This is a genomic window from Thermus tengchongensis (assembly GCF_021462405.1).
In the GTDB taxonomy this organism is placed as follows: Bacteria; Deinococcota; Deinococci; order Deinococcales; family Thermaceae; genus Thermus; species Thermus tengchongensis.
In genome coordinates this window covers 80,404-105,750 of sequence record NZ_JAKEDU010000007.1, presented here as the reverse complement: position 1 = coordinate 105,750, position 25,347 = coordinate 80,404, and the positions used below count along the sequence as shown (strand labels likewise).

Below are 25,347 nucleotides of genomic sequence, written 5' to 3'. Positions count from 1 at the left end.
TGGCGGGCATCGGGGCTGAAGGGGTAAGGCGCTTTCCACGGCCGCAACGTCCTCTTGGGGCAAGGGGCTAAGTACCCCGTCGTGGCTTGCGCCACCACGGGGGCCCCAAAGAGGCCATAAGCACGCTGCTTTGGCTTTGGTCGGTGGGGCAGCCTTTGCGTGCGGCTACTTAGGTCCGTCATCCCCTCAGTGTACCCGGGCCAAGACCTCCTTTAGGGCTTGCAAAAGGGCCTGAATGGCCTCCTCCCTTTGGGCGGAGAGCCTGAGCCATTCCCCGAGGCCAAAGCTGGTGGCGTCCCGCACCCGGATGCCCTGTTCCCGGAGGGCCTTGGCCACTTCCGTGGCCTTTCCCACCCGCACCAGGAGGAAGTTGGCAGGGCTTTCCCGCACCTCGAGGCCCATCCTCCTAAGCCCCTGGGCCAGGAGGCGCCTCAGGCGGTGGAGCTCCTTCCGGGTTTCCGCCAACCAGGACTCGGCCTCGGGGTCCAGATGCCCCTCCAAAAGCCCCTCACCGTACACGGAAACCGGCCAGGAGGGGGCCAGGTTCTGGAAGTGGCTGAGGTCCAAGGGAGCCACCAGGTACCCGGCCCGCACCCCCGTGAGGCCGTGGGCCTTGTTTGGGCTGAAGAGGAGCCAGGCCTCCCGGGGCAGGGGAGGGGGGTTTTCCAGCAGGGGGTAGTAGGCCAGGTCCAGGACCAAGGCTCCACCTGCCCTCTGCGCGGCCTCCTCCAGAAAGGGGTACACCTCCCCCGTGGGGTTGTTGGGGAGGCAGAGGAAGGCCAAGGAGCTCCTGGGCAACAGCCTGAGGAATGCCTCCGGGGTCTCCGCCTCCCAAAGGGGCAGGTCCAGGGCCCTGGCGGCCCGGGCGTACTCGCTGAAGGTGGGCTTAAGGAGAAGAATGGGGCCCCGCAGGTAGTTCCAGCGGGCCAGGCGGTGGATGAGCTCGCTGGTGCCCGTGCCCACCGCCACCTGCTCCGGCTGGACCCCGTGGGCCTCGGCCAGGAGGCGGCGCAGGCGGCGGTAGAGGGGGTCAGGGTAGCGGCTTGGGTCCTTGGCCCGGATGTACCGAAGGACCACGGGGTTAGGCCCTAGGGCGTTGGCGTTGGTGGAGAAATCGTAGAGGGGTTCGGGGCCATCGTCGGGCCCTCCATGGATGGGTTTCAAGATGTCGTCCAGCATAACCCCATGTTAGGGGGGGGTTCCTGGGGGCATCTTAGATGGGGCAACGATCTCGGGATAGGAAAAGGCGCTGGCTTGGGAATGGTGGACCCAGGTCCCTGGCCCCCCGCCGCGGGAATGGGTGCCTGGCGTTAAGCGATGGGCGGTGCGGATGGAGGTTTGGGCTAGCCAGCCCCCGGGGCTCACCTGAACCCGGCGGTGACCTTGGCCCTGGCGGCTTTTGGCCTCTATCCCTGGTGCGGGGCTTGTCGCCCAAGGGATGCCCAGTGACCCGGTCAAGGAGGGAGGCGAAGGCATAGGGGCCGCTGCTTTCCCTGTGAGCATGGCTTCCTCCCTAACCGTCTTCTCCACCGATGAGATTACCCACGGCCTTGGGTCTGCGGGTCTTCAGACCGTAGTCCGGGTTTACCCATAGGCGGCTTGGGAACAGGTGGCGGAGGTACCCCTCGAGGCGGGGGTTGGATCTATTCCACCGAGGCCCCCAAGGGGGAGTGGACATCAAAGGCACCGGGACCTATCTTCAGGGAAAGTTCGGCAAGGGCCTGCAGGAAATCCGGGTCCTGCCTGGCCCCCTCGAGGCTCACCATGTCCGGGTCCATGGTCTTCAGGAAGGGCCTTGATGCGGCGTAGTCTAGCGTAGCGGAGGTGGAGGCGCACCTGTATGGTTGAGGCTTGGGTCAACGGCGCCTGCGCCCTTGGGGAGGCTTGGGGAAAGGGGTGGGAAGGCCCAAATGGGTTTTGGATGCCCCACAGGGCACTTAAGCACCCGCACGCAAAGGTTGCCCCATCGCATCGGCCAAAGCCAAAGTGGCGTGCTCATGGCCTCTTTGGGGCCCCCGCCGTGGCGCAAGCCATGGCGGGGTACTTAAGCCGCCCCCTCAGGGGCGGCCCGAAAGGAAGGAGGGTCTGCCAAGCCCTTAGGCCCAGACGTCCTCGGGGTGGCGCATGCCCACGGGCCGGGACTTCAGGATCTCCAGGGCCTCCTCCTCGCTCATCACCGGGTTCTGGTAGCGGATCCCCAAAGCCTCCCCCATGAGCCGGAAGACGTGGGTGTTGTCCACCAGGCCCAGGTTCAGGAAGCGCAGCCCCTGCCCGTACAGGGCCAGCATCACCGGGCTCGCCGTGTGCTGCCCAGAGCTCCAGCCGATGTTGGGCCGTTCGGGCTTCTGGGCGTTCTTCTGCACCATGGCCCAGGACATGGTGTTGGCCGGCTGGATGCTGTACCGCACGGCGTCGGGCAGGTAGACCCGCTTGGTGATGGCCTCCACCACCATCTGCGCCTCCTGGTCCGTGATGGCCACCCCCTTCATGGCCCGGTAGGCCTCCTTCACCTGGCCCGCGTCGGGGTTCGTGCCCAAGACCCGGCCCATGTGCTCGAAGCTGGCCTTCTGCCCCTCCAGGAGGTCGATGCCTGCAGAGCTCTCCAGGTAGCTCCGGCCCGTCCCGTACAGGGCCCCCACCCCGGTGGCGTGGTCCGCGGCCAGGAGGAGGAGGGTGTCGGGGTTGCGGTCCACGAAGGCAGTGAGGGCCTCCAAGGCCTCGTCCGCCGCCAGCACGTCCCACAGGGTGGCCGCGGGGTCGTTGAGGTGGTTGCTGTGGTCGATGCGCCCTGCCTCCACCTGGAGGACAAAGCCGTTCCGGTGGGCCGCCAGCCGGGGCAGGGCCGCCTGGACCATCTCCTTGAGGCTCGGCACCCTCACCCCCTGGAAGCGGCGGTCCACCTCGTAGGGCACGTGGCTGTCGGAAAACACCCCAAGGAGCTTGGAGGCGTTGCTCCGCGCCAGCTCCTCCGGGGTCTTCACCACCCCGTAGCCCGCCTGGGCAAAGGCAGCGTACATGTCCTTTTTGTCCTGCCGCCTCTCCGGGTTGAAGAAGCGGTCCCCGCCTCCCAGGTAAACCTCCGCCCCGAAGGCCAAGTACTGTTCGGCGATCTGGGCCTCGGCGTTGCGGTCGGGGTTGGAGACCACGAAGCTGGCCGGGGTGGCGTGGGTGACGGTGGTGGTGGTCACCAGGCCCACCGCCTTCCCCATCTCCTTGGCGGCGGCGAAGAAGGGCTTGAGGGGGGTGCCGTCCGCGTGCACCGCCAGGCCCCCGTTCACCGTCTTCACCCCGCAGGACATGGCGTTGCCCGCGGCGCTGGACTCGGTGACGTAGCTGGTGAGGCTGTAGGTGTTCATGAGGCCGTTGGGGTAGCGGGCGAGGAGCCTCTCCAGGGCCAGCGCCCGCCCTAAGCGCCTCCTGGCGTAGGCCTGTGCGATGGCATAGTCCTCCCACGAGAAACCGTCGTAGACGAAGACGATCAGGTTCCGGTAGCGCCTGCCAAGGCTGGGTACGTTCTGGGGAGCGCCCTGGGCACCTCCCTTGGGGAGAAGGGCCAGGGCACCGGCGGCCAGACTGCCTTTTAGGATATCCCTCCGCTTCATCGCGCACCTCCGAAGGTAGGCTAGGTGCCCATTGTCATCCCCGGGTCAGGGCCTTGGGGTCCTGGGGGGTGCGCCTCGGGGAGGATGCACAGAGGTCTAGGGGAACGGCTAACATGGTACCCATGACCGACAAAAGCCTCGGCCGCTTCTACGCTCTGGCCCAGGAGTTCTGGTCCCAGCTTCCTCCCCAGGCCCGCTTCCGCCCCCTGGAGGATGCCAGGATCTTCGCCCGGCACCGGGAGGCCATGAAGGCCTGGGTGGACAGCCTGGTTCAGGGTTTCTACGACACCCTCTTCGCCCACCCCGCCACCCGGGCCGTCTTCCGGGAAGGGGAGAGGCCCGCCCGGGAAAAGACCCTGAGGGACTGGTACCTGCGCACGGTGGAGGGTCCCTTCAACGGCCAGTACTTCGCCTGGCAGACCCTGGTGGGCCTGGTGCATGTGCGCCGGGGGGTCACCAACGCCATGATGGCCGCCATGTGGAACTGGGTGGTGGAAACCGCAAGCCGCCTGGCCCGGGAACACCTCCCCAAGGATGAGGCCCAGGCCCTGGCGGATGCCTGGCGGAGGCTGGGCTTCACCGTCATGGCCTTGATCTCCGAAAGCTACCTCCACGCCTACCTCGAGGCCCTGGCCCAGGCGGAAGGGATGGAGGTGGGGGCGTTCCTCAGGCGGGCCCAGCAGGAGGCGGCCCGCCTCCTCAGAAGCCTCTCCCCCGGCTAAGGCCATGCGGCGGATTCCCCGGCTGGTCCTGGCCGCCCCCCATTCGGGGGCGGGGAAGACCACCCTCGCCCTGGCCCTCCTCCTGGCCCTTGGGGAACGGGGCCTTAGGGTGCAGCCCTTCAAGGTGGGGCCGGACTACGTGGACCCCACCCACCTCGAGGCGGCCTCCGGGCGAAGGGTCTACAACCTGGATGGTTTTTTCCTGGATCAAGAGGGCCTCCTCTCCCTCTTCCAGCACGGGGCCCGGGGGGCGGACCTGGCCCTGGTGGAGGGGGTGATGGGCCTGTTTGACGGCAAGGACCCCCTGGGCCGGGTGGGCTCCACCGCCCAGGTGGCCAGGCTCCTCGAGGCCCCCGTGGCCTTGGTGGTGGATGCCTCCGGCATGGCGGGCTCCATCGCTCCCCTGGTGCAGGGCTTCCGAAGCTTTGACCCTGGGGTCCAGGTGGTGGGGGTCTTCGCCAACCGGGTGGGTTCGGAGCGGCATGCGGCCCTTCTCCAGGAGGCGCTGGCCCAGGTGGGCCTGCCCCTTCTGGGTTGGCTTCCCCAAGATCCCACCCTGGAAATCCCGGAGCGCCATTTGGGTTTGGTGCTGGCCGGGGAGGTGCGCCCACCCCTGGCCGCCCTGCGCCAGGCCTTCCGGGTGGACTTAGATGGGGTCTTGCGCCTGGCCCAGGCCGCTTCCCCCTTGTCCGAGGCCCCCCCTTTCCTGCCGGAAAGGCGCCCCCCTCGGGTCCGGGTGGCCTACGCCTGGGACCAGGCCTTCCGCTTCTACTACCCCGAGGCCTTGGAGCTCCTGGAGGCTTTGGGGGCGGAGCTCATCCCCTTTAGCCCCTTGGAGGACGAAGCCCTCCCCGAGGCCCAGGCCCTCCTCCTGGGGGGCGGCTACCCGGAGCTCTTCGCCCGGGAACTCTCGGCAAACCGGGCCATGCGGGAGGCCGTGCGCCTCTTCCCAGGCCCCGTGGTGGCCGAGTGCGGGGGGTACATGTACCTCTCCCAAGGGCTTTGGGCCGGAGAGGACTTCTTCCCCATGGTGGGCCTGGTACCCGGGGAGGCCCGCATGGCGGAAAGGCCTGTCCTAGGCTATCGGGAGGTGGAAGCCCTGAGGGATAACCCCCTGGCCCGAAGGGGGGAGGCCTTCAAAGGGCACGAGTTCCACTACGCCCGGATGGGGTCCTCCCCCAGCCCCGCCTGGCGGCGGGTGGGGGGAGAGGAGGTGGAGGGGTACACGGACGGTCGGATCCTGGCCAGCTTCGTCCACCTCTACCTGCCCGCCCGGAGGGTGGGGGTGGAGCGCTTCCTGGCCCTGGCGGAAAGTGCGCCCGAGAACTTTTAAAAACAAAGCGCTTTGCTAACTTAAGCCACATGGAGATTGGCCTCTACACCTTCGGCGAGCGCACCCTGGACCCCGAGCTCGGCCGTCCCCCCACCCCCCAGGAGCGGCTGGAGCGGCTTTTGCAGGAGGCGGAGCTGGCGGACCAGGCGGGGCTTGCGGTCTATGCCGTGGGGGAGCACCACCGGGAGGAGTATGTGGTTTCGGCTCCGGCGGTGGTCCTCGCCGCCTTGGCCGCCCGCACCCGGAGGATCCGCCTGGCCAGCGCCGTGGTGGTCCTGGGCTCCGAGGACCCCATCCGGGTCTTCCAGCAGTTCGCCACCCTGGACCTCCTCTCGGGGGGGCGGGCGGAGCTTTGGGTGGGGCGGGGTTCTTTCACCGAGTCCTTCCCCCTCTTCGGCTACCGCCTTGAGGACTACGAGGCCCTCTTCGAGGAGAAGCTTGCCCTCCTCCTCAAGCTTCGCCGGGGGGAGCGGGTGGACTGGCCCGGAGGACGGTTCACCCGGCCCATCCCCGGCCTCGGGGTCTACCCCCGGCCCCTGCAGGACCCCCTGCCCGTCTGGGTGGCCGCGGGGGGCACCCCGGAGTCGGCGGTGCGGGCGGGGCGGCTGGGCCTGCCCCTGGTCCTGGCCATCATCGGGGGGGATCCCCGGCGGTTCGTGCCCTTCGCCCAGCTCTACCGGGAGACGGCCCGGGCCCACGGCCACACCCCGCGCCTGGCCCTGGCGGCCCACGGCTTCCTGGCGGAGGACGACGGGGAGGCCCTGCGCCTGGCCACCCCCGCCTTCTTGCAGGTGATGAACCGCATCGGCCGGGAGCGGGGCTGGCGGCCCCTGGCCCCCGACCACTTCGCCCGCTCCCGGGGTCTGGGAGGGGCGGACTTCATCGGCGACCCCGAGCGGGTGGCGGAGAAGGCCCTCTACTGGCAAGAGCTCTTCCAGCCCGAAAGGCTTCTCCTGCAGCTCACCGTGGGCACCCTGCCCCACCGCAAGGTGCTCCGGGCCATCGAACTTTTGGGGGCGGAGGTGCTTCCCCGGGTGCAAAAGGCCCTGGCCCCCTCCTAGGGGCTCGCGCGGCCAGCGGGGAGAGGGCATCGGCGGGGGGCCTTGGCCTTCCCGCGGCTTCGCGCCCCAGATGGGAACCCTGGGGGCATATCCTGGCCTGAGAAGGGTGGGACGCTACCGGACCCCTTCCCGCAGGATGGGCACGAGCTCGGGGCGCACCAGCTCGGGGGGCGGGGCCCGGCCCTCCCGCAAGAGGGCCCGCACCTGGGTCATGCTGACGCTTAGCCGCTTCTCCCGGTGCCCCTCGGGGCAGGTCTTTTCCGAGGCCATCCCCCCGCAGAGGGGGCAGAAGAAGACCGCTCCCACGCGCAGGACCTCTATGCCCAGAGGCGGGAGCTGGTCGAAGATGCGGTGGGCGGCGTAGGGGTCGTAGAAATCCCCCACCCCCGCGTGGTCCCGGCCCACCAAGAAGTGGGTGGCCCCGAAGTTCCTGCGCACCAGGGCGTGGAAGACTGCTTCCTTGGGACCCGCGTAACGCATGGGGGTGGCGAGGCCGAAGAGGACCACCCGGTCCTGGGGTAAGAATCCCTCGATGAGGGCTTGGTAAGCCTTCACGATGACCTCGGTGGGGAAGTCGTCCTCCTTTTTGGCCCCCAGGATGGGGTGGACCAGAACCCCGTCGGCCATCTCCAACCCCAGGCGGATTAGGTACTCGTGGGCCCGGTGGGGGGCGTTGCGGGTCTGGAAGGCCACCACCTTCCGCCAGCCCCGCTCCTGGAAGAACCCCCGCACCTCCTCCGGGGTCTTTTCCAGAGGCCCTCGAGGCCGCCACCTGAGGACCTCCACCCTGCCCCCCAGGGCATAGGGCCCTTTGGCCAAGAGCCTCCGCACCCCGGGGTGGGCGGGGCTTTCCGTGCCGAAGACGGCCCGGGCCAGGGCCTCGAGGTCCAGGGCGTAGGCTTCCTCCACCTGGAGCAGGGCCACCTTTTCCCCCCGGTGGACCAAGACCACCTGGTCCCCCCGGCCCACCCGGGGTTTCTCCGGGAGCTGGAGCAGGATGGGGATCGTCCATACCTCTCCCGAGGGCAGGCGCATGGCCTCCGCCACCGAGAGGGCCTCTTCCCGGGTCATGAACCCCCGCAGGGGGTGGAAGGCCCCTGTGGCCAGGTTCTCCAAGTCCAGCCGCTCGTCCTCGCCGATCTCCACCTGGGGTAGGGCGTCCGTCATCTAGACCTCCGCGGCCAACCTCTCCAACCTGTTCCCCGTCGTGCCAAAGGCCCGCACCACCTCCCCCACCACCCAGACCGCTGGAGGGCAGACCTGCACCTCGCCCTCCGCCACCGCCCCCAGGGTGGTCCGCACCCGCCGCTCCTTGGGGGTGGTGGCCCGTTCCACGAAGAGGGCGGGCTCCTCCGGCCTCCTCCCCAGCCGGATCAGCTCCTTGGCCAACCAGGTCCGCCGCTTTACCCCCATGAGGACCACCAGGGTGGGAACCTGGGCAAAGGGCTTAAGGTCCGGGTAGCCCCCTCCTTCCAAGACCCCCGAGACCACGGCGAACCCCGGGCTCAGGCCCCGATGGGTGAGGGGAAGCCCCAAGGCGAGGGGGCTCGTCACCCCGGGGACCACCTCCACAGGGATGCCGTGGGCCAGGAGGAAGAGGAGCTCCTCCCCGCCCCGGCCGAAGACGAAGGGATCCCCCCCCTTGAGGCGCACCACGAAGGGGTAGGCGCGGGCGTAGGCAAGGAGGAGGCGGTGGATCTCCTCCTGCTTGACGCTTTCTCCCTCTTCCTTCCCCACGTAGACCTTCCTCCCCGGGGCCAGGGAGAGGATCCTCTCGTCCACCAGCCGGTCGTGGAGGACCACCGGGGCTTCCCTTAGAAGCTGGTAGGCCTTGAGGGTAAGGAGCTCAGGGTCCCCAGGGCCCGCTCCTACCAGGAAGACCTTACCCATGGGCTACCCCCCGGTAGACCAGCTGTACCCCGATGAAGAGAAGCCACAGGTATAGCGCCAACCGTAAAGGCTTCGTGGGTACCCGGGTGGCCAAAAGGGCACCTAGGGCGGCGCCTAGCACCCCACCGACGCTCAGTAGGAGGAGGAGGCTGGGTTCCACCTGGCCGAAGTACAGGTGTACCCCGCCCCCCAGAAGGGCTAGGGCTAGACCGAAGAGGATATCCGTCCCCACCACCCGTTGGGGGGGAAGGCGGGTGGCGTGGAGGAGAAGGAGGGTGCCCAGGGCCCCGGCCCCGGCGGAGGAGAACCCCACCTCGAGGCCAATGCCGAAGCCTCCTAACGGCAAAAGGCGGGGCTTCTCCTGGCTTACCTGGAGACCGCGGAAGGTGCGGTAAAGGCTGAGTCCTGCTGAAAGGGCCACGGTGAGCCCCACCAGGAAGAGAACCATATCCCTGGCCTCCTTGAGGCGGACCAGGAGCAGGCTCCCCAGAAGCACACCAGGAAGTCCTCCCAGAAGAAGAAGGCCGAGGGCCCTTGCCGAGACCTGGCCCCGCCAGAGGTAGACCAGCCCGGCGGGGACCTTTACGAGAAAACCGAACAACAAGGCGGTGCCCACTGCTACCTCCGGAGACAGACCCAGGGCCAGGATGAGAAGGGGCGCAGTCAGGGTACCGGCCCCCACCCCGGTGACCCCGATCGCCAAGGCGATGAGGAAACCCAGGAAAAAGACCATCATCTACCCCTCCTTTCCGTGCAGGTGGATGCCGCACTCCAGCTTGCCCTTGCCCGCCCAGCGGCCGGAGCGGGGGTCCTCGGGGTTCAGGGGCTTTTGCGTGCAGGGGGCGCAGCCGATGGAGAGATAGCCCTCGTCGTAAAGGGGGAGGTGGGGGATTTCCGCCACCGCCAGGTAGGCGAAGACCTCCTTCAGGGTCCAGTCGTAGAGGGGGCTGACCTTGCGCAGGCGGTGGCCGCTGGGAAGGCGGGCCTCCTCCACCGGTTGCAGGCCGGCCCGGGTGGGGGACTGCTCCCGTCTAAGCCCGGTGAACCAGGTGTCGTAGTCCTCGAGGGCCCGGAATAGCGGGTCCACCTTGCGGATCTGGCAGCAACGGGTGGGGTCGGTCTCGTAGAGCTTCCCGTAGAGGCGTTCCTGCTCCTCTCGAGAAAGGCTTGGGGAGAGGTTTACGAGCTGGAAGCCGAGCTTCTCCTTTAGGGCATCCCGGTAGGCGTAGACCTCCGGGAAGTGGTAGCCGGTGTCCAGGAAGAGGACGGGGATTTCGGGTTTTTCCTCCAAGAGGAGATGGAGCACCACCACGTCTTCTGCTTGGAAACTGCACGTGAAGCAGGGTTTTTGGCCTTCCGCTAGGGCGTGCCGGATAAGGGCCTTGGCGCTTGTTACCTTGTCCATGGCTGAACCTCCGCAAGCACTTCCTCCACCTTTTCCTTGGCCCTGGCCAGGCTGGCTTCCGGATCCAGGTCGAGTTCCTCTAAGGCCAAATCCACAAGGCGGTACCAAAGCCGCTTACGCTCTTCGAAGCAGGGGATCTCCGCTATCCGTGGCCTAAGGTGGCGCAGGTAGGCTACAAGTTCCCCGTACTCTGGACCCAAAAGCCGGAGAAAACGCTCCTTTAGGCGCACTGCCAAGGCAGGGGCAGCCCCAGAGGTGGAAAGGGCCACCACCAACTCCCCCCTTCGCACCACGGCGGGGAGGATGGCGGTGGCGTTTTCCGGGTCATCCACCGCCACCAAAAACACCCTTCGCCTTTCCGCCTCTGCCTTTACCTGGGGATGGATCCCCTTGTCTTGGGGATGGCTTACCACCAGGAAGAAGCCCTCGAGGTCCCCTTGCCGATAACCGCGGGGAAGCCAGCGGATCCTTCCCTCCTTGGCCAAGCCCGCCAGATTCCAATGGTCCTCTTGGGCCAGGACGGTGACCTGGGCCTCGGCCTCCAAGAGGGCCTGGAGCTTGGCCCCCGTCTCCGGGCCGCCGGCGATTAGGAGAACCGGCCTGCCCCTCAGGTTCAGCATGAGGGGAAAGTAGGTCATGCCCCCTCCCGGTACAGGCGTAAGAAGCCCTGGAGCATGCTTCCTAGCCGCTCCTGCTCATCCACGTAGAAGGGCTGCACCCCCCACTCCCTTAAGGCATCCGCGGTAACCCGGCCCACGGCCAGAGCCTTTACCTCGTGCTGGAAGGTTCTCCTCAACTCCGAGGGGTTCCGGGCTCCCTCAAACAGGAACTCCACCTGGATGGCGGCTACAAAGGCTACCGCTTGCACCTCTTTGGCCAAAATGGTCTCCTCCAGAAGGCGGATCCCCTCAGGGTCCGGCAGGTGACGGTAAGGCATGAGGGGGAGAACCTCATAGCCCCTGTCCTCCAACGCCTGTTCCAGGAGGGGTAGGGGCTTGCCGTAAAGCTGGAGGGCGGCCACTCCGGGTCCCTGGGGTAGGAGAGGCAAAAGGCTTGGCGTGGTTCCGTCTCCTACCCCATGAGGGGCAAGCCCTAGGTCCCTGAGTACCCGGGCGGCCTTGGTCCCCCGGGCCAAGCGGAGGGCATTCTCCAGGCTCCCCTTCAGGTCTAGTTCCAAAACCCGCCCTCCTTCCAAAAGCTCCCTTACCCCTATCCCGGTGGTGGCCACGAAGAGATCCACCCCTTCTCCCAGCCGCCGGAGATGGTCCTGGTATTCGGGAACGGATACCTTTTCCGTGGCCTGAACAGGGAGAAGGAGGGGCATTAAGCCTAGCTTTGTCGCCAGAGATTTGAACTCTTCCCTCCTTCTGAGACCGGCATAGGCGATGCGCATCCCCAACCTCCCTTACACCGCGCACTCCCCACGGCCTAGCTGCACCCGGAAGGTTTCCCCTTCCGCCCCCAGGTCCTGGTAGTACTCTGGGGCTTCCTCATAGGAAGGAATGGTCTGGAGGTCCTCGAGAAGGGGCTTGAAGGAGGCGGCTCCCACCCGGTCCAAATAAGCCTGGAAACTTTCGCCCTGCTCCCGCTCCTCCTGGTAGCGCTTCAGGATCCTTTCCACCGCCTCAGGAGTGCGCCGGGCAGGAATCCGAGCCACTACCTGGCCAAAACGGGCCTCCCCCTCCCGGGTGCGGCCTCCCAGGAGGAGGACGTAGTGGGGTACCTCTCGTTCCCCCATCCTGCGGCTTGCCCCGTAGAAGCCGATGTCAGCGATGTGGTGCTGGCCGCAGGAGTTGGGGCACCCGGAGATCTTCAGGCTCAAGGAACGCACCCCCGGGTCGTGGACTAAGGGAAGCGAAGAGAGCTGGGCCTCCAGGGCCTGGGCCAGCCCGCGGGAGTGGGTGATGGCCAGGTTGCAGGTGTCGGCCCCGGGGCAGCGGGTGATGTCCAACACGGTGTGGGCGTAGGGGTGGGCCAGGCCCGCCTTAAGGAGGGCCTCGTAAAGCCCCCCTAGGGCCTCTTCCGGCACGAAGCGCAGGAGGAGGTTCTGGCTGATGGCGCTCCTTACCTCGGCGGCGTAGGTCTCGGCGATGTCGGCCAGGGCCCTCAGGCCCTCCGGGGCGATGTCCCCCAAGGGAAGGCGCACCAAAACCGTGTAGAAGCCTTCCTGTTTTTGCCGGAAGAGGTTGGTGCGGCGCCAGTCTTCAAAGCCTGGGGCGAAGCTGAAGGGCTTCCTGGGGGGGGAGGGGAGAGGAGGGAGCGGGGGGTCCTGGGGCGGTTGCCAGGCCCTCAGGTCCTCCCCGTTGGCGGTGAGCTTAACCAGCCGCCTTTCCTCCCGCACCGCCTCCCGGAAGGCGGCGATGCCCCACCGCTTCACCAGGAACTTAAGCCGGGCCTGGGTGAGGACCTTGCGGTTGCCGTAGCGGTCAAAGAGGCGGATGATGGCCAGCATGGTGGGGAGGAGGTCCTCCTCTGGGGTAAAGGGTTCCAAGAGCTCCGCGCTCATGGGAGCGGCTCCCAAGCCCCCGCCCACGTAAAGGCGGAAGCCCCTTTTGCCCCCCTCCACCGCGGCCACCACCCCGATGTCGTGAATGGGGGTATGGGCATGGTCGGTGGCGCACCCCTCAAAGGCAATCTTGAACTTGCGGGGCAGGTTCTGCCCCACGGGGTGGCGGAGGAAGTAGCGGTAGGCGGCCTCGGCGTAGGGAGTCACGTCAAAGGGCTCCTCAGGGGAAACTCCGGCGTACGGGCAGCAGGTGATGGCTCGGATGGAGTGGCCGCAGGCCTCGCGGGTGGTGAGGCCCACCCTGTTTACGGCTCGGAGGACGTGGGGTACGTCCCTTCGGTGCACGTGGTGGAGCTGCACCGCCTGCCGGGTGGTTACGTGGGTCAGCCGGTTTTCTGCATACCGCTCCGCCACGTCTGCCAGAACCCTTAGGGCCTCTGGGCTCACCCGGCCCACGGGGAGCTTGATGCGCACCATGTGGTGCTCGGGCCGTCCCCGGATGCCGTAGATGCCGTTTTTCAGGCGGAAGACGCGGAAGTCCTCCGGGTCTTCCGCCCCCGCCTCGAGGCGGGCGATCATGGCCTCCAGATGCTGGATCTCGGCCTCCACTTCGGCGCTCAGCCCTGCCATCCTGCCTCCTTTCCCCCCGGCCGGGGGTTGCCCGGAATGATATACCATTGAGTCTATGAAAGTCAAGGGTATATTCCCCGTGCCCCGGCCCACTTTTCCAAGCCCCCCACGTGGTATAGTGAGGGGGCAGGCTAGGGGTGCCCCAAGGGAGGGGCTGAGAGCTGGGTTTCTCCCAGCAACCCTTGGAACCTGATCCGGGTAATGCCGGCGGAGGGAAGCCTATGCGGAAGAATCCCCTTACAAACCGACCTCTCCCCAGGCCGCGTGGGCCCTGGATCTCCGCTTGAGGCTTTACCCGTAGGGCACATGCGCTGGGGAGGTGAAAGCTTGCTGGGAAGGCTCTACCTGGTGGTGACCCCGAGGCCCGGTTGGTCCATGGAGGAGGTACTGGATCGGACGGAACGGGCCCTGGCGGGTGGGGCGGAAGTTTTGCAGCTTCGGGCCAAGGACTGGGAGGCCCGGCCTACCCTGGCCCTGGGGGAGAGGATGCTCTCCCTGGCCCGGCGCTACGGGGTGCCCTTCTTCCTCAACGACCGGCCCGACCTGGCGGCCCTTTTGGGAGCGGATGGGGTGCACCTGGGGCAGGGCGACCTCACCCCGGGGGAGGCCCGGCGCTTCTTCGGGGGGATGGTGGGCCGCTCCACCCACGCTCCGGAGCAGGCCCTAAAGGCCCTCGAGGAGGGAGTGGACTACCTCTCCGTGGGCCCGGTCTGGGAGACCCCCACCAAGCCGGGCCGGCCGGCGGCGGGCCTGGATTATGTGCGCTGGGCCCGGGAGAACCTGGGGGAAAGGCCCTGGTACGCCATCGGCGGCATCACCCTGGAGAACCTGGGGGAGGTTTTGGAGGCTGGTGCGCGCCGGGTTGTGGTGGTGCGGGCCATCCTGGACGCGGAGGACCCGGAAAGGGCGGCCAGGGCCTTCAGGGAGCGGCTTTATGGTGTGGCTTAACGGGGAAGCTAAGCCCCTCGAGGGCAAAACGCTGAGGGAGGTTCTGGAGGAGCTGGACGTGGATCTTTCCCGGGTGGCGGTCCTCCTCAACGAGGAGGCCTACCCGGGGCGGGAGCTTCCTCACCACGTCCTGAAGGAAGGGGATGTGGTGGAGGTGGTCACCCTCATGCAAGGAGGCTAGATGGACACCTGGAAGGTAGGGGATGTGGAGCTAAGGAGCCGCCTCATCCTGGGCTCGGGCAAGTTCCGGGACTTCGGGGTAATGCGGGAGGCCATCCAGGCGGCGGGGGCGGAGGTGGTCACCGTGGCCATCCGCCGGGTGGAGGCCAGGATGCCCGGGCACGTGGGGCTTCTGGAGGCCCTGGAGGGGGTGCGGCTTCTTCCCAACACCGCCGGGGCCCGCACCGCGGAGGAGGCCCTGAGGATCGCCCGCCTGGGCCGGGCCCTCACCGGGGAGCGCTGGGTGAAGCTGGAGGTGATCCCCGACCCCACCTACCTCCTCCCCGACCCCGTGGAGACCCTGAAGGCGGCGGAGGCCCTGTTGGCGGAGGGCTTTTTGGTCCTGCCCTACATCGGCCCGGACCTGGTCCTGGCCCGAAGGCTGGCCCAGCTGGGCACGGCCACGGTGATGCCCCTGGCCGCCCCCATCGGCTCCGGCTGGGGGGTGAAGACCCGGGCCCTTTTGGAGCTCTTCGCCCGGGAGCGGGCCTCCTTGCCCCCGGTGGTGGTGGACGCGGGCCTGGGCCTCCCCTCCCACGCGGCTGAGGTCCTGGAGCTGGGCTTGGATGCGGTGCTGGTCAACACCGCCATCGCCGAGGCCAAGGACCCCGTGGCCATGGCCGAGGCCTTCCGCCTGGGGGTGGAGGCGGGGAGGAGGGCCTACCTGGCGGGGCCCATGCGGCCCAGGGAGGGGGCGAGCCCCAGCAGCCCCACGGAGGGGGTTCCCTTGGGAGGGCCCGGGCGGTGAAGGCGGACGTCATCGTGGTAGGGGCGGGGATCATCGGGGCCCTGGCCGCCTACGAGCTCAGGAAGCGGGGCCTCGAGGTCCTCCTCCTGGACGCGGGCAAGGAGGGGGCGGCCACCTCCGCCAGCGCGGGGATGCTGGCCCCCTACCCCGAGGGGCTCTCCGGGGAGGTTTTGGAGGCGGCCCTCTTCGGCCTGGAGCGCTATCCCGACCTCCTGGCGGAGCTTGGGGGTTTGGGCTTGCCGCTGGGGGCGGACTTCGCCGGGACCCAGGTGGTGGCCCTTTCCCCAAGGGAAGAGGAGGCCTGGGAAGCCCGGGAGCCCCTTGCCTACCCGGTGCGGGGGGGAAGGGGGGTGCGCACCTTCCCCGGGGGGTACGTGCACCCTAGGAGGTTGCGGCAAGCCCTGCTGCGGGCTTTGGAGGCCATGGGAACCCCCCTCCTCCACGCGGAGGTGGAGGAGGTGAGGGAAGGGGAGGTGCGGGGAAGGCGGCGGGGTGCTTCCCCTGAGGAGCCCTTGGCCGCCCGGGCCCGTTACCTTCTCCTGGCCGTGGGCGCCTGGGGCGGCCGGTTCGGCCTGGGGGTGCGCCCCTTGAAGGGGGAGGCCTTGCTCCTGGAGGGGACGCCGCCCCCCCTACCCCTCTTCGCCGGGGACGGCTACCTCCTGCCCCGGGAGGGCGGGGTGTACGTGGGGGCCACGGGGCGGGAGGGCTGGGCCCCGGGGGTGGACCTCTTCGGCCTCAGGTGGCTTGCGGACTACGCCCACGAGCGCTTTCCCTTACTTGAGGGGGCCCGGTTCCGGGAGGCCCTATGGGGCTACCGGCCGGTGGGGGAGCTTCTCGTGGGGGAGGTGCAGGAGGGCGTCTACGCGGCGGTGGGCCACGGGAGGAACGGCGTCCTCCTGGCCCCTTGGACGGCGGCAAGGATTCTGGAGCTTATGGGGGTAAAACCATGACCCAGCTGGAAGCGGCAAGGAAGGGCCTCATCACCGAGGAAATGGCCTACGTGGCGGAGAAGGAGGGGGTTTCCCCGGAGTTTGTGCGGGAAGGGGTGGCGGCGGGGCGGATCGTGATTCCCCGGAACCCCAACCACCGCACCCTTCGGGACTTCAAGGGGATCGGGGAGGGGCTTAGCGTAAAGGTGAACGCCAACCTGGGTACTTCCTACGACTACGTGGACCTCGAGGAGGAGGTGGCGAAGGCCCGGGTGGCCATCCAGTACGGGGCGGACACCATCATGGATCTCTCCACGGGGGGGGACTTGAAGGCCATCCGGGAAAGAATCCTGGAGGTGGCCACGGTTCCCCTGGGCACCGTGCCCATCTACGAGGCCGAGTTCCGCGCCGCCAAGAGGAAGAGCTTCTTCGACATGTCCGCGGACGAGCTTTTCGGGGTCATCGAGGAGCACGGGCGGCAGGGGGTGGACTACATCACCGTGCACGTGGGGGTTACCCTGAGGAACCTGGAGGTCTACCGGAATTCCTCCCGGACCACGGGGATCGTGAGCCGGGGAGGAGGCCTCATGGCCGCCTGGATGCTCCACCGGGGTGAGGAAAACCCCCTCTACGCCCGCTTTGACGACCTCCTGGAGATCGCCCGCACCTACGACATGACCCTCTCCCTGGGGGATGGCCTCAGGCCCGGCTCCCTGGCGGACAGCACCGACCGGGCTCAGATCGCCGAACTCCTCACCATCGGGGAGCTGGTGGAACGGGCGAGGCGGGCGGGGGTGCAGGCCATGGTGGAGGGACCGGGGCACATCCCCTTGAACGAGGTGGCCGCCAACGTCCAGATCCAGAAGAAGCTCACGGGCCACGCCCCCTTCTACATCCTGGGCATGCTCCCCGTGGACACCGCGGCCGGCTTCGACCACATCGCCGGGGCCATCGGGGGAGCCTTGGCGGGCTGGATGGGGGCGGACATGCTCTGCTACCTGACCCCGGCGGAGCACCTGGGCCTGCCCACCCCGGAGCACGTGAAGGAGGGGGTGATCGCCTTCAAGATCGCCGCCCACGCCGCGGACGTGGCCCGGGGGAACCCCAGGGCCTTGGAGCGGAACCGAAGGATGTCCGAGGCCCGCTACCGCCTGGACTGGGAGGGGCAGTTCGCCCTCTGCCTCTTTCCCGAGGAGGCCCGCCGCCTCAAGGAGGAGCGGGGCTCCAGGACCAAGGCCTGCAGCATGTGCGGCCCCTTCTGCCCCATGAACCTGGTGGAGGCGGTCTTACGGGGCAAGGCCCGGATGGAGCTTCGGGGTGCACCCTACGCCCACGACCCCGTGGGCTAGGGCGGGGGGTCGGGATGCTGACGAAAAGCTTCGGCCACGCTCCCCACCTCCTGACGGCACCGGGCGACCTCCAGCGCCAGGGTGAAGGCCTCCTCGTCGCTAAGGGTAAGCCGGAAACCGTAAAGGCGCAGGTGGATATCGGCCACGGCGAAGGCCGTCCGCATTATGCCCGAGGTGAGGCATGCAGGTAGCGCTTACCATCGCCGGCTCCGACTCCGGGGGCGGGGCCGGGGTGCAGGCGGACCTCAAGACCTTCTTCCGCTTCGGGGTCTACGGGGCCAGCGCCCTCACCCTGGTCACCGCCCAGAACACCCTGGGGGTGCAAAGGCTGGAGCTCCTTCCCCCAGAGCTGGTCTATGCCCAGATCCAGAGCGTGGCCGAAGACCTCCCCGTCCACGCCGCCAAGACCGGGGCCTTGGGGGACGCCGCCATCGTGGAGGCCGTGGCCGAGGCGGTGGCCCGCTTCCGCATCGCGCCCTTGGTGGTGGACCCGGTGATGGTGGCCAAGGGCGGGGACCCCCTCCTGGCCCCGGGGGCGGTGCAGGCCCTGAAGGCCAGGCTCTTCCCCCTGGCGACCCTCATCACCCCCAACCGCCTGGAGGCCGAGGCCCTCCTGCAACGGCCCATCCGCACCCTGCGGGAGGCGGAGGAGGCGGCCCGGGATCTCTTGGACTTGGGCCCCCGGGCCGTCCTCCTCAAGGGGGGGCACCTGGAAGGGGAGGAGGCGGTGGACCTCCTGGCCACCCCCGAAGGGGTCCTCGCCTTCCGCGCCCCTAGGGTGCCCACGCGGCACACCCACGGCACCGGGTGCACCCTCTCCGCGGCCATCGCCGCCCTCCTGGCCTTGGGCAAGCCCCTCGAGGGGGCGGTGGGGGAGGCCAAGGCCTACCTCACCCGGGCCCTGGAGACCGCCCCCGGCCTGGGGCACGGACACGGCCCTCTGAACCACTTCGCCTAAGTACCCCGTCGTGGCTTGCGCCCCGACGGGGGGCCCCAAGAGGCCATGAGCGCGCCGCTTTGGCTTTGGCCGGTGGGGCAGCCTTTGTGCGCGGGTGCTTAGCTCAAAGGGCCGTGGCCCCTCCGTCCACGGGCAATACCGCCCCGGTGATGTAGTCCGAGGCCGGGCTTGCCAGGAAGAGCACCGCCCCTCCCAGCTCTCCCGGCCTTCCCGGGCGCCCCAGGGGCAGGGTGGCCTGGAGGTGGGCCTCCACCCGGGGGAGGACCTTTTCCGTCATGCGGGTGGGGAAGAAGCCTGGGGCTAAGGCGTTCACCCGGATGCCGAAACGGCCCCACTTCACCGCCAGGTCCCGGGTGAGGGCCACGAGACCGCCCTTGGAGGCGGCGTAGCCCACCGCGTCCAGGACCTCTGGGGGCTCCCCCTTGAGCCCGGCCACGGAGGCGATGTGGAGGATCTTGCCGTAGCCCCGCTCCCGCATGCGCCGGGCGGCGGCGCGGCTGGCCAGGAAGGCTCCCACCAGGTTGACCTCCAGCACTTCCCGCACCTTCTCCACGGGCATCTCCCAGGAGGGGGCGCCCCAGCTGATGCCGGCGGCGTTGACCAGGATGGTGAGGGGCCCGAGCTCCCGCTCCACCTGGTCCACCACCTCAAGAAGCCGCCCTTCGTCCCGGACATCCCCTTCCAGGTAAAGGGCTTCCCCCAGGTGCTTTTTGGCTTCCTCGAAGAAGCTGGCCCTCCGGGCCAGGACCGCCACCTTAGCCCCGGCCTCCTTGAGGGCCAGGGCGGCCTCGAGGCCCAGCCCCCGGGACCCCCCGGTTACCAGGGCCACTTTGCCGTCCAGGCGAAACTGCTCCAGGAACATCAGCCACCCCCTTGGAAAAGGTCCTTGTACTGCTCCCTCAGGGCCCGCTTGAGGAACTTGCCCGCGCTGGTCCTGGGGATTTCCTCCACGAAGACGAAGGCATCCGGGAGCTGCCACTTGGCGAACCCTGCCCGCAGGAGGTGCTCCCTAAGCTCCTCTTCCGTAGGCTTTTCCCCCCGGGGCACCACCACCGCCAGGGGCCTTTCCTGCCATTTGGGGTGGGGGATGGCCACCACCGCCGCCTCCTTCACCTTGGGGTGGCCCATGAGGGCGTTTTCCAGGTCCACGCTGGAGATCCACTCCCCCCCGGACTTGATGAGGTCCTTGAGGCGGTCCTTGATCTCCAGGTAGCCCTCCTCGTCCCAGGTGGCTATGTCCCCGGTGCGGAACCAGCCGTCCGGGGTGAGGGCGCTTTGGCTCGCCTCCTCGTTCCGGTAATACCCCCCAGTGATCCAGGGTCCCTTCAGCTGGACCTCCCCCATGGCTTTCCCATCCCTGGGCACGGGGCGGCCCGCCTCGTCCGCCACCCGCAGGCGCACCAGGGGGATGGGGAGGCCAGTCTTGGCCTTGAGGCCGATCTTCTCTTCCCAGGGCAGGTCCTCCAGGTGGCTTTTCACGAAGTTCTGCACCACCACCGGGGAGGTTTCCGTGAGGCCGTAGCCCTGGCGCACCTCGATCCCCATGCGCTCAAACCGTTCCACCAGGCTTCTCGGGGCGGCGCTACCCCCCACCACCAGGCGCTTCAGGGTCTTGAGGCGGTGGCCGGTGCCCTCCAGGTGGTCGGCCAGGGCCAGCCAGACCGTGGGCACCCCGGCGGTGAAGGTCACCCCCTCCCCGTCGAAGAGCTCCACCAGGGAGGCGGGGTCCAGCCGCGGCCCCGGCAGGACCTGCTTGGCCCCCACCAGGGTGGCGGCGTAGGGCAGGCACCAGGCGTTCACATGGAACATGGGCACCACGGGGAGGACCACATCCCTTTCCGAAAGGCCGCTCCCATCGGGAAGGCCCGCGGCCAGGGTGTGGAGGACCAGGGCCCGGTGGCTGTAGACCACCCCCTTGGGCAGGCCAGTGGTCCCCGTGGTGTAGGCCATGCCGCAGGCGGCCCGCTCGGGCACCCGCACCGGGTCCACCTCCTCCCCCAGGACCTCCTCGTAGGCCAGATACCCTTCCGGCGCCTTCTCGTCCATCACCACCAGGTGGCGCACGGTCTTGAGCTCGGGCCTCAGGGTTTCCACCAAGGGGAGGAGCTGGGGGTCAAAGAGGAGCACCTTATCCTCCGCGTGGTTCAGGATGTAGGCGATCTCCTTGGGGGAGAGGCGGGGGTTGGCGGTGTGGAGCACCGCCCCCATCCCGGGGACGGCGAAGTAGGCCTCCAGGTGCCGGAAGTGGTTGAACCCCAAGGTGGCCACCCGGTCCCCCACCCCCACCCCCAGGGCCTTTAGGCCCCCCATGAGCCGCCGCGCCCGGCGGTAGACCTCAGCGTAGTCCGTGCGGTGGATCTCCCCCGTGGGGAGGCGGGAAACCACCTCCTTCCGAGGGAAAAGCTCCGCCGCCCGCTCCAGGAAGTCCCAAAGGTTCAGGTCCTCGTCCATCATGGTGCTGGGGAACATCCTTTGCCTCCTTTGGGGGCCAGTTTACCCCCCGTCCACCCGGTAGAAGGTGCCCTTGGCGAAGGCCACCCGCTCCCCCTCCAACCAGGCTTCTCCTGCAGCGTGAAAAAGCCTTTTTCCCGCGTGCACCACGAAGCCCCGGGCCAAAAGCACCCCCTCCCGCACCGGCCTCAGGTAGTTCACGGAGAGTTCGGCGGTGACCACCTTGACCCCCAGGCTCTCCACCGCCTGCCCAAGGGCGCTGTCCAGGAGGGCAGCCAGGATCCCCCCGTGCACCAGGCCTTGGCCCTGCAAGAACTCCTCCCGTACGGGCAGGAGGAGCTCGGCCTCCCCTCCTTCCCGCCTTCGGACCTCGGCTTGGAACCAACGGGCGAAGGGGCTCAAGGCCGCCTCCGGATCAGGGTCACGAACTCCCCCTCTTGCACCACCTCGTCCCGCTGGTTGAGGACCCGGACCCGCTGGACCACGATTCCCCGGTCGGGCTTGGAGGTCTCCCGCTTCTCCAGGATTTCCGTTTCCCCGCGGATGGTGTCGCCGATGAGGACGGGCTTGAGAAACTTGTAGTTGCGGATCTCCAGCCAGGCGATGAGGGTGCCGTCCGTGGCCCCGGTGCGCTGCCGCAGGCCGGTGAACATGGAAAGGACCAGAAGCCCATGGGCGATGCGCTGGCCGAAGGGGGTGCCCTTGGCGAACTCCGCGTCGGTGTGGATGGGGTTGTAGTCCCCGGACACTCCCGCGAAGTTCACCACGTCCGCCTCGGTAACCGTCCGCCCTGCCGTGGTGAAGCGCTGGCCGACCTCAAAGTCTTCAAAGTACAGGGGCATCATGCCACCTCCTTCCTTCCGAACCCTGGGGGCAGGCCCCCCGGCCCCACGAGGGACCGCCCCCCATCCACGTAGAGGGCCTGGCCGGTGATAAAGCTGGCCTCATCTGAAAGGAGGAAAAGGGCCGAGTAGGCCACCTCCTCCGGGCGCCCGGCCCGCTTGAGAGGGGAGGCCTCGATTTCCTGGTCCCGGGACCAGGCGGGCAGGCCCGCGGTCATCCGGGTTTCGATGAGGCCCGGCACCAGGAGGTTCACCCGGATGCCCTTGGGGGCAAGCTCCAGGGCTAGGGTCCGGGTAAGGCCCAAGAGGGCGGCCTTACTGGCGGCGTAGTGGGCGAGGCCAAAGGCCCCCAGGGCCGCCACCGAGCCGGTGAGGACCAGGCCCCCTCCCCGCATGATCTCCCCCGCCTTTTTGCCTATCAGGAAGCTCCCTGTGAGGTTGACCCGCAGGATCCGCTCCCAGTCGAATAGGGAGATATTCCAGGAAAGAGCCGCATGGGCGATGCCGGCGAAGTGGGCCACCCCGTGGAGCGCCCCGAACTCCTCCAAGGCCTCCCCAAAAGCCCTCTCCACCCCCTCGGGATCGGCCACGTCCGCGGGCACGGCCAAAGCTTCGCTTTCGAGGACGGCCACCGCTTCCGAGAGGGCTTCCTCTTCCCAATCCACCGCCACCAGCCTAGCCCCTTCCCGGGCGAAAACCTCCAGGGCCGCCCGGCCGATGCCGTGGGCCGCTCCCGTCACCAAGATGGTCTTGCCCTCTAGCCTTCCCATCAGCGAAGGCTGGCGTAGACGGCGCTCCGGAAGAGCTGGGCGTAGTAGGTGCGCCCGCCTGGATTCTGCATCATCCAAACCCCGATGAGCTTCTCTTTGGGGTCCACGAAGAAGTATGTTCCGAAAAGGCCTCCCCAGTAATAATCGCCAGCGGTTCCGGGGAGGGGGCTTCCGCCATCGGCCAGGCGCACCGCCACCCCGAGGCCGAACCCGTACCCCGGTCCGGGAAGGTAGGGTGCACCCCGTTGCAAGGAGGGCAGGTACAGGGGGCCCAGGTGGTCCTGGGTCATCAGGGCGACGCTTTTAGGGGAAAGAATGCGCCTTCCTCCCAGCTCTCCCCCGTTGAGGAGGGCTTGCAGGAAGCGGTAGTAGTCTAGGGCAGTAGCCACGGCGCCCGCACCCCCCGAGTGGCGCTTTGGGGATCGGCGCACGTCCAGGGCTGGAGGCGTGGGTTGCCTAGTGAAGGGGTCGATGGCAAAGGGTTCCGCGATCCGACTTTGCTTTTCCTGGGGCACGAGGAAACCCGCGTCTGCCATGCCCAAGGGTTTGAAGATCCTTTCCTCTAGAAGCTGCGCCAGGCTCTTGCCTGTCAGGCGCTCCATGAGGTGACCCAGGAGGTCGGTGGAGTTGCCGTACTCCCAGATCGTGCCCGGCTGGAACTGGAGGGGAAGGCGCGACAGCTTGCCCAGAAATTCCTCTGGGGTCTGGTCCACCGCGTCGGCCCCCATCCTGCGGTACTCCTGCTTCACCAGGGAGTCAAAGAAGATGCCGTAAGTGATCCCCGAGGTGTGGCGGAGGAGGTCGTAGACGGTGATGGGACGGGAAGCGGGTACGAGTTCCAAGGTAGGCTGACCGCCTGGCCCTGGTTTTTCCACCCCTACCTTCGCCTCGCGGAACTCCGGAAGGTAAAGGGGGATGGGATCAGTGAGGCTGAGCCGCCCCTCTTCAGCCAAGGCTAGAGCCAAGGCTGAGGTCAGGGGTTTGGTCATGGAATATATGCGAAAAATGGCCTCCCGGGTCATGGGGCTGCGGGTCTGGGGATCGAGGTAGCCCACGGCCTCGTGATAGACCACTTGCCCGTGCCGTGCCACCAGAAACACGGCTCCAGGAAGCCTTCCTTGGGCCACCTCGCCCTCCAAGCGGGCCTTGAAGGCGTTGAGAGCGCCGAGGTCCAGCCCTTCCCGCACTTGGGCCCAAGCCAGGGACAGGAGGATAAGGCCTACCGCCCAAAGCCACCTGCTCGCGCCTTGCATGCCGTTCACCTCCTTAGCTGAAGGCCCTTACCCCCGTGAGGTGGGCCCCGATCACCAGCCTTTGGATCTCGCTCGTGCCCTCGTAGAGGGTGAGGATGCGGGCGTCCCGATAGAGCCTTGCCACCTCATACTCTTCGAAAAAGCCATAGCCCCCGTGGACCTGGATGGCCCGGTAGGCCACGCGGTTGGCGGCCTCGGAGGCGAAGAGCTTGGCCATGCTTGCCTCCAAGGTGTACCTCTCCCCCCGTAGCTTCTTGGCCACCGCCTGGTAGGTGAGGAGGCGGCTGGCTTCCAGGTCCAGCTTCATCTGGGCCAGGTGGGCCTGGACCAGCTGGAAGCTGGCGATGGGCCGTCCGAACTGGTGCCTTTCCTTGGCGTAGCCTAGGGACAGGTCCAAGGCCCGTTGCATCAGCCCCACCGCTCCTGCCGCTAGGGAGATGCGCCCCGTGTCCAGGGTGGCCATGGCGATTTTGAAGCCCTCCCCTTCCTTCCCCAGAACCCGGTCCTGGGGCACCCGCACCCCTTCCAGGAAGACCATCCCCGTATCCGCCGCCTTCAGGCCCAGCTTGCCCTTGAGGGGGGTGGTGCGCACGCCGTCTTTCCGCTCCACCAAAAAGGCGGTGATGCCCTTATTGCCCTTTTCGGGGTCGGTTTTAGCAAAAATGAGAAAGACCTCCGCCACGTTGGCGTGGGAGATGAAGGTCTTCTGCCCTTCCAGCACATAGTGGTCCCCGTCCCGGTAGGCCCGGGTCCGTAGGCTTCCCGCGTCCGACCCGGCCTCGGGCTCCGTGAGCCCGTAGGCGCCAAGGACCTCTCCCCGCGCTAACCTGGGCACATACCGTTCCTTCTGGTCCTGGGTACCGTAGGCCAAGAGAGGGGTGAGGACCAGGCTTTGTTGCACGGAGAGGATGGAGCGTAAGGAGGCGTAGCCTCCCAGCTCCTCCAGGAGGGCGATGTAGGCCCAGAAGTCCAACCCGGCTCCCCCGAGCTCTTCGGGCACGAAGACCCCCAGGAAGCCCAGCTCCCCCATGCGCCGCACCAGGGGCCAAGGGAAGGCTTCCCTCGCCTCGTATTCCGCCAAGGCGGGGCCTGCCTCTTCCAGGAAGCGCCGGGCCAGCTGACGGATTTCCTTGTGTTCAGGAACGTCCATCTTCTAACCCCTTTAGGACAAGCTCAAAGTAGAACCGAGCCACCTCCTCGGCCCGCAATGGTCCTCCCGGGCGGAACCAGCGGATCATCCAGTTGAGCATGGAGAGGATGGCCCGTCCGGCCAGGGCCACGTCCACCTGGCGGAAGGCCCCTTCCTCCATTCCCCAGCGCAGGATCCGGCGCAGGTTGCCCTCGTGCCGGTCGCGCAGGGCCACCGTCTGGGCCCGCCGCTCGGGGGAGAGGCTTTGGATGCCCTGGAGCATGGTGACGAAGAAGGGGTAGTTCTCCTCAAAGAAGCGGGCGTGGCCCTGCATGAAGGCGAGGAGGGCCCTTTTGGGGTCGGGCTCCCCGAGGGCCCTTTCCCCGGCTTCCACCAGGCCCCGCAGGGCCAGGAGGCTCACCTCGTAGAGGATCTCCTCCTTGCTGCGAAAGTGGTGGTAGAGGGCGGCCTTGGAAAGCCCCAGGGCCTCGGCCAGGTCCTGGACGCTGGTGGCCTCGTAGCCTTTTTGCGTGAAGAGCCTTGCGGCTTCCTCCAGGATGCGGTCCTTCGTGGTGGTCACCATAGCTCACCGACCGGTCGGT

The 25,347-nt window shown here is 67.8% G+C and carries 28 protein-coding genes and 1 riboswitch; of the genes, 9 read left to right on the top strand and 19 right to left on the bottom strand.

Annotation, left to right across the window (positions count from 1 at the left end; translation table 11 throughout):
• Positions 1-186: 186 nt before the first annotated feature.
• The 3 genes from L1087_RS09490 to L1087_RS09480 form a co-directional block, all read right to left on the bottom strand.
• Complete coding sequence (locus tag L1087_RS09490; protein ID WP_038042524.1) at positions 187-1,179, bottom strand: pyridoxal phosphate-dependent aminotransferase; 993 nt, start codon at positions 1,177-1,179, stop codon at positions 187-189.
• A 464-nt stretch (positions 1,180-1,643) separates the two neighbouring features.
• Positions 1,644-1,778 carry a hypothetical protein gene (locus L1087_RS09485; RefSeq protein WP_234558675.1) on the bottom strand — a complete coding sequence of 45 codons (135 nt, stop codon included), beginning with the start codon at positions 1,776-1,778 and terminating at the stop codon, positions 1,644-1,646.
• Positions 1,779-2,096: 318 nt separating this feature from the next.
• Complete coding sequence (locus L1087_RS09480; protein WP_234558673.1) at positions 2,097-3,602, bottom strand: alkaline phosphatase; 1,506 nt, start codon at positions 3,600-3,602, stop codon at positions 2,097-2,099.
• Positions 3,603-3,724: 122 nt separating this feature from the next.
• Here L1087_RS09480 and L1087_RS09475 point away from each other — a divergent pair, with 122 nt between their 5' ends.
• Genes L1087_RS09475 through L1087_RS09465 form a run of 3 tightly spaced genes read left to right on the top strand, consistent with a single transcriptional unit; the run spans position 3,725 to position 6,718 of the window.
• Complete coding sequence (locus L1087_RS09475) at positions 3,725-4,324, top strand: protoglobin domain-containing protein (protein WP_234558670.1); 600 nt, start codon at positions 3,725-3,727, stop codon at positions 4,322-4,324.
• Positions 4,325-4,328: 4 nt separating this feature from the next.
• Positions 4,329-5,657, top strand: a complete 1,329-nt coding sequence (locus L1087_RS09470; protein WP_234558668.1) for a cobyrinate a,c-diamide synthase — start codon at positions 4,329-4,331, stop codon at positions 5,655-5,657.
• 29 nt (positions 5,658-5,686) lie between these two features.
• Positions 5,687-6,718, top strand: coding sequence for an LLM class flavin-dependent oxidoreductase (locus tag L1087_RS09465; protein WP_234558666.1), 1,032 nt, complete (start codon positions 5,687-5,689; stop codon positions 6,716-6,718).
• Between the two features lie 114 nt (positions 6,719-6,832).
• Here the strand turns inward: L1087_RS09465 and sat are convergent, their stop codons facing one another.
• Genes sat through L1087_RS09430 form a run of 7 tightly spaced genes read right to left on the bottom strand, consistent with a single transcriptional unit; the run spans position 6,833 to position 13,149 of the window.
• The gene (gene sat / locus L1087_RS09460; protein ID WP_038042518.1) at positions 6,833-7,885 is read right to left on the bottom strand and encodes a sulfate adenylyltransferase; all 1,053 of its coding nucleotides are present in this window, start codon (positions 7,883-7,885) and stop codon (positions 6,833-6,835) included.
• The gene (gene cobA / locus L1087_RS09455) at positions 7,886-8,608 is read right to left on the bottom strand and encodes a uroporphyrinogen-III C-methyltransferase (protein WP_135343900.1); all 723 of its coding nucleotides are present in this window, start codon (positions 8,606-8,608) and stop codon (positions 7,886-7,888) included.
• Positions 8,601-9,341 (bottom strand): sulfite exporter TauE/SafE family protein, encoded by a 741-nt coding sequence (locus tag L1087_RS09450; protein ID WP_038043582.1) that lies wholly within the window; start codon positions 9,339-9,341, stop codon positions 8,601-8,603. The genes cobA and L1087_RS09450 overlap by 8 nt, the downstream gene beginning before the upstream one ends.
• Positions 9,342-9,344: 3 nt before the next feature.
• On the bottom strand, positions 9,345-10,013 hold the full coding sequence (locus tag L1087_RS09445) for a phosphoadenylyl-sulfate reductase (protein ID WP_234558664.1): 669 nt from the start codon (positions 10,011-10,013) through the stop codon (positions 9,345-9,347).
• On the bottom strand, positions 10,001-10,651 hold the full coding sequence (locus L1087_RS09440) for a precorrin-2 dehydrogenase/sirohydrochlorin ferrochelatase family protein (protein WP_234558662.1): 651 nt from the start codon (positions 10,649-10,651) through the stop codon (positions 10,001-10,003). Before L1087_RS09440 ends, L1087_RS09445 begins: the two co-directional genes overlap by 13 nt.
• Complete coding sequence (locus L1087_RS09435; RefSeq protein ID WP_234558660.1) at positions 10,648-11,406, bottom strand: uroporphyrinogen-III synthase; 759 nt, start codon at positions 11,404-11,406, stop codon at positions 10,648-10,650. The genes L1087_RS09440 and L1087_RS09435 overlap by 4 nt, the downstream gene beginning before the upstream one ends.
• 12 nt (positions 11,407-11,418) lie before the next feature.
• A complete protein-coding gene (locus L1087_RS09430) occupies positions 11,419-13,149 on the bottom strand; it encodes a nitrite/sulfite reductase (protein ID WP_234558658.1) in 1,731 nt (576 codons plus the stop codon).
• A 123-nt stretch (positions 13,150-13,272) separates the two neighbouring features.
• Positions 13,273-13,382, top strand: a riboswitch (TPP riboswitch).
• A 94-nt stretch (positions 13,383-13,476) separates the two neighbouring features.
• Between L1087_RS09430 and thiE the strand changes: the two genes are divergently transcribed.
• The 5 genes from thiE to thiC are packed head-to-tail and all read left to right on the top strand — an operon-like array spanning position 13,477 to position 17,342.
• Entirely contained in the window at positions 13,477-14,097 is a 621-nt protein-coding gene (gene thiE, locus L1087_RS09425; protein ID WP_038043581.1) for a thiamine phosphate synthase, read from the top strand.
• Complete coding sequence (gene thiS, locus L1087_RS09420) at positions 14,084-14,278, top strand: sulfur carrier protein ThiS (RefSeq protein ID WP_015717078.1); 195 nt, start codon at positions 14,084-14,086, stop codon at positions 14,276-14,278. The genes thiE and thiS overlap by 14 nt, the downstream gene beginning before the upstream one ends.
• The gene (locus L1087_RS09415; RefSeq protein WP_038042504.1) at positions 14,279-15,064 is read left to right on the top strand and encodes a thiazole synthase; all 786 of its coding nucleotides are present in this window, start codon (positions 14,279-14,281) and stop codon (positions 15,062-15,064) included.
• Positions 15,061-16,014, top strand: coding sequence for an NAD(P)/FAD-dependent oxidoreductase (locus L1087_RS09410; protein WP_234558656.1), 954 nt, complete (start codon positions 15,061-15,063; stop codon positions 16,012-16,014). The genes L1087_RS09415 and L1087_RS09410 overlap by 4 nt, the downstream gene beginning before the upstream one ends.
• Positions 16,011-17,342, top strand: coding sequence for a phosphomethylpyrimidine synthase ThiC (gene thiC / locus L1087_RS09405; protein WP_234558654.1), 1,332 nt, complete (start codon positions 16,011-16,013; stop codon positions 17,340-17,342). Before L1087_RS09410 ends, thiC begins: the two co-directional genes overlap by 4 nt.
• Here the strand turns inward: thiC and L1087_RS09400 are convergent.
• Positions 17,339-17,506: a hypothetical protein gene (locus L1087_RS09400; protein ID WP_234558652.1), complete on the bottom strand. Its 168-nt coding sequence runs from the start codon at positions 17,504-17,506 to the stop codon at positions 17,339-17,341. The genes thiC and L1087_RS09400 overlap by 4 nt on opposite strands.
• Before the next feature lie 17 nt (positions 17,507-17,523).
• On the opposite strand from L1087_RS09400, the gene thiD reads away from it, so the two are divergent.
• On the top strand, positions 17,524-18,300 hold the full coding sequence (gene thiD, locus L1087_RS09395) for a bifunctional hydroxymethylpyrimidine kinase/phosphomethylpyrimidine kinase (RefSeq protein WP_038042499.1): 777 nt from the start codon (positions 17,524-17,526) through the stop codon (positions 18,298-18,300).
• Positions 18,301-18,403: 103 nt separating this feature from the next.
• On the opposite strand, the gene L1087_RS09390 is transcribed toward thiD, so the two are convergent.
• The 8 genes from L1087_RS09390 to L1087_RS09355 are packed head-to-tail and all read right to left on the bottom strand — an operon-like array spanning position 18,404 to position 25,328.
• Positions 18,404-19,162, bottom strand: a complete 759-nt coding sequence (locus tag L1087_RS09390; protein WP_234558651.1) for an SDR family oxidoreductase — start codon at positions 19,160-19,162, stop codon at positions 18,404-18,406.
• Positions 19,162-20,769 (bottom strand): long-chain fatty acid--CoA ligase, encoded by a 1,608-nt coding sequence (locus tag L1087_RS09385; RefSeq protein WP_234558650.1) that lies wholly within the window; start codon positions 20,767-20,769, stop codon positions 19,162-19,164. Before L1087_RS09385 ends, L1087_RS09390 begins: the two co-directional genes overlap by 1 nt.
• A 24-nt stretch (positions 20,770-20,793) precedes the next feature.
• A complete protein-coding gene (locus tag L1087_RS09380; RefSeq protein WP_038042497.1) occupies positions 20,794-21,153 on the bottom strand; it encodes a PaaI family thioesterase in 360 nt (119 codons plus the stop codon).
• Positions 21,150-21,593: a MaoC family dehydratase gene (locus L1087_RS09375; RefSeq protein WP_234558690.1), complete on the bottom strand. Its 444-nt coding sequence runs from the start codon at positions 21,591-21,593 to the stop codon at positions 21,150-21,152. The genes L1087_RS09380 and L1087_RS09375 overlap by 4 nt, the downstream gene beginning before the upstream one ends.
• The gene (locus L1087_RS09370) at positions 21,593-22,363 is read right to left on the bottom strand and encodes an SDR family NAD(P)-dependent oxidoreductase (protein ID WP_038042495.1); all 771 of its coding nucleotides are present in this window, start codon (positions 22,361-22,363) and stop codon (positions 21,593-21,595) included. The genes L1087_RS09375 and L1087_RS09370 overlap by 1 nt, the downstream gene beginning before the upstream one ends.
• Positions 22,363-23,616 (bottom strand): serine hydrolase domain-containing protein, encoded by a 1,254-nt coding sequence (locus tag L1087_RS09365; RefSeq protein ID WP_234558649.1) that lies wholly within the window; start codon positions 23,614-23,616, stop codon positions 22,363-22,365. Before L1087_RS09365 ends, L1087_RS09370 begins: the two co-directional genes overlap by 1 nt.
• A gap of 13 nt (positions 23,617-23,629) precedes the next feature.
• Positions 23,630-24,766, bottom strand: a complete 1,137-nt coding sequence (locus L1087_RS09360) for an acyl-CoA dehydrogenase family protein (protein WP_234558648.1) — start codon at positions 24,764-24,766, stop codon at positions 23,630-23,632.
• Entirely contained in the window at positions 24,753-25,328 is a 576-nt protein-coding gene (locus tag L1087_RS09355) for a TetR/AcrR family transcriptional regulator (RefSeq protein WP_135260972.1), read from the bottom strand. Before L1087_RS09355 ends, L1087_RS09360 begins: the two co-directional genes overlap by 14 nt.
• Between the last annotated feature and the right edge of the window lie 19 nt (positions 25,329-25,347).

What these genes read in the sequence shown, in the direction of transcription:
- L1087_RS09390 (WP_234558651.1), bottom strand. Translation starts at nt 19,162, where the DNA reads ATGTTCCTGGAGCAGTTTCGCCTGGACGGCAAAGTGGCCCTGGTAACC.
- L1087_RS09415 (WP_038042504.1), top strand. Translation starts at nt 14,279, where the DNA reads ATGGACACCTGGAAGGTAGGGGATGTGGAGCTAAGGAGCCGCCTCATC.
- L1087_RS09355 (WP_135260972.1), bottom strand. Translation starts at nt 25,328, where the DNA reads ATGGTGACCACCACGAAGGACCGCATCCTGGAGGAAGCCGCAAGGCTC.
- L1087_RS09445 (WP_234558664.1), bottom strand. Translation starts at nt 10,013, where the DNA reads ATGGACAAGGTAACAAGCGCCAAGGCCCTTATCCGGCACGCCCTAGCG.
- L1087_RS09475 (WP_234558670.1), top strand. Translation starts at nt 3,725, where the DNA reads ATGACCGACAAAAGCCTCGGCCGCTTCTACGCTCTGGCCCAGGAGTTC.
- L1087_RS09440 (WP_234558662.1), bottom strand. Translation starts at nt 10,651, where the DNA reads ATGACCTACTTTCCCCTCATGCTGAACCTGAGGGGCAGGCCGGTTCTC.
- L1087_RS09385 (WP_234558650.1), bottom strand. Translation starts at nt 20,769, where the DNA reads ATGTTCCCCAGCACCATGATGGACGAGGACCTGAACCTTTGGGACTTC.
- L1087_RS09435 (WP_234558660.1), bottom strand. Translation starts at nt 11,406, where the DNA reads ATGCGCATCGCCTATGCCGGTCTCAGAAGGAGGGAAGAGTTCAAATCT.
- L1087_RS09400 (WP_234558652.1), bottom strand. Translation starts at nt 17,506, where the DNA reads ATGCGGACGGCCTTCGCCGTGGCCGATATCCACCTGCGCCTTTACGGT.
- L1087_RS09375 (WP_234558690.1), bottom strand. Translation starts at nt 21,593, where the DNA reads ATGCCCCTGTACTTTGAAGACTTTGAGGTCGGCCAGCGCTTCACCACG.
- L1087_RS09360 (WP_234558648.1), bottom strand. Translation starts at nt 24,766, where the DNA reads ATGGACGTTCCTGAACACAAGGAAATCCGTCAGCTGGCCCGGCGCTTC.
- cobA (WP_135343900.1), bottom strand. Translation starts at nt 8,608, where the DNA reads ATGGGTAAGGTCTTCCTGGTAGGAGCGGGCCCTGGGGACCCTGAGCTC.
- L1087_RS09470 (WP_234558668.1), top strand. Translation starts at nt 4,329, where the DNA reads ATGCGGCGGATTCCCCGGCTGGTCCTGGCCGCCCCCCATTCGGGGGCG.
- L1087_RS09465 (WP_234558666.1), top strand. Translation starts at nt 5,687, where the DNA reads ATGGAGATTGGCCTCTACACCTTCGGCGAGCGCACCCTGGACCCCGAG.
- thiC (WP_234558654.1), top strand. Translation starts at nt 16,011, where the DNA reads ATGACCCAGCTGGAAGCGGCAAGGAAGGGCCTCATCACCGAGGAAATG.
- L1087_RS09365 (WP_234558649.1), bottom strand. Translation starts at nt 23,616, where the DNA reads ATGCAAGGCGCGAGCAGGTGGCTTTGGGCGGTAGGCCTTATCCTCCTG.
- thiD (WP_038042499.1), top strand. Translation starts at nt 17,524, where the DNA reads ATGCAGGTAGCGCTTACCATCGCCGGCTCCGACTCCGGGGGCGGGGCC.
- L1087_RS09490 (WP_038042524.1), bottom strand. Translation starts at nt 1,179, where the DNA reads ATGCTGGACGACATCTTGAAACCCATCCATGGAGGGCCCGACGATGGC.
- L1087_RS09370 (WP_038042495.1), bottom strand. Translation starts at nt 22,363, where the DNA reads ATGGGAAGGCTAGAGGGCAAGACCATCTTGGTGACGGGAGCGGCCCAC.
- L1087_RS09450 (WP_038043582.1), bottom strand. Translation starts at nt 9,341, where the DNA reads ATGGTCTTTTTCCTGGGTTTCCTCATCGCCTTGGCGATCGGGGTCACC.
- sat (WP_038042518.1), bottom strand. Translation starts at nt 7,885, where the DNA reads ATGACGGACGCCCTACCCCAGGTGGAGATCGGCGAGGACGAGCGGCTG.
- L1087_RS09480 (WP_234558673.1), bottom strand. Translation starts at nt 3,602, where the DNA reads ATGAAGCGGAGGGATATCCTAAAAGGCAGTCTGGCCGCCGGTGCCCTG.
- L1087_RS09430 (WP_234558658.1), bottom strand. Translation starts at nt 13,149, where the DNA reads ATGGCAGGGCTGAGCGCCGAAGTGGAGGCCGAGATCCAGCATCTGGAG.
- L1087_RS09485 (WP_234558675.1), bottom strand. Translation starts at nt 1,778, where the DNA reads ATGGACCCGGACATGGTGAGCCTCGAGGGGGCCAGGCAGGACCCGGAT.
- thiS (WP_015717078.1), top strand. Translation starts at nt 14,084, where the DNA reads ATGGTGTGGCTTAACGGGGAAGCTAAGCCCCTCGAGGGCAAAACGCTG.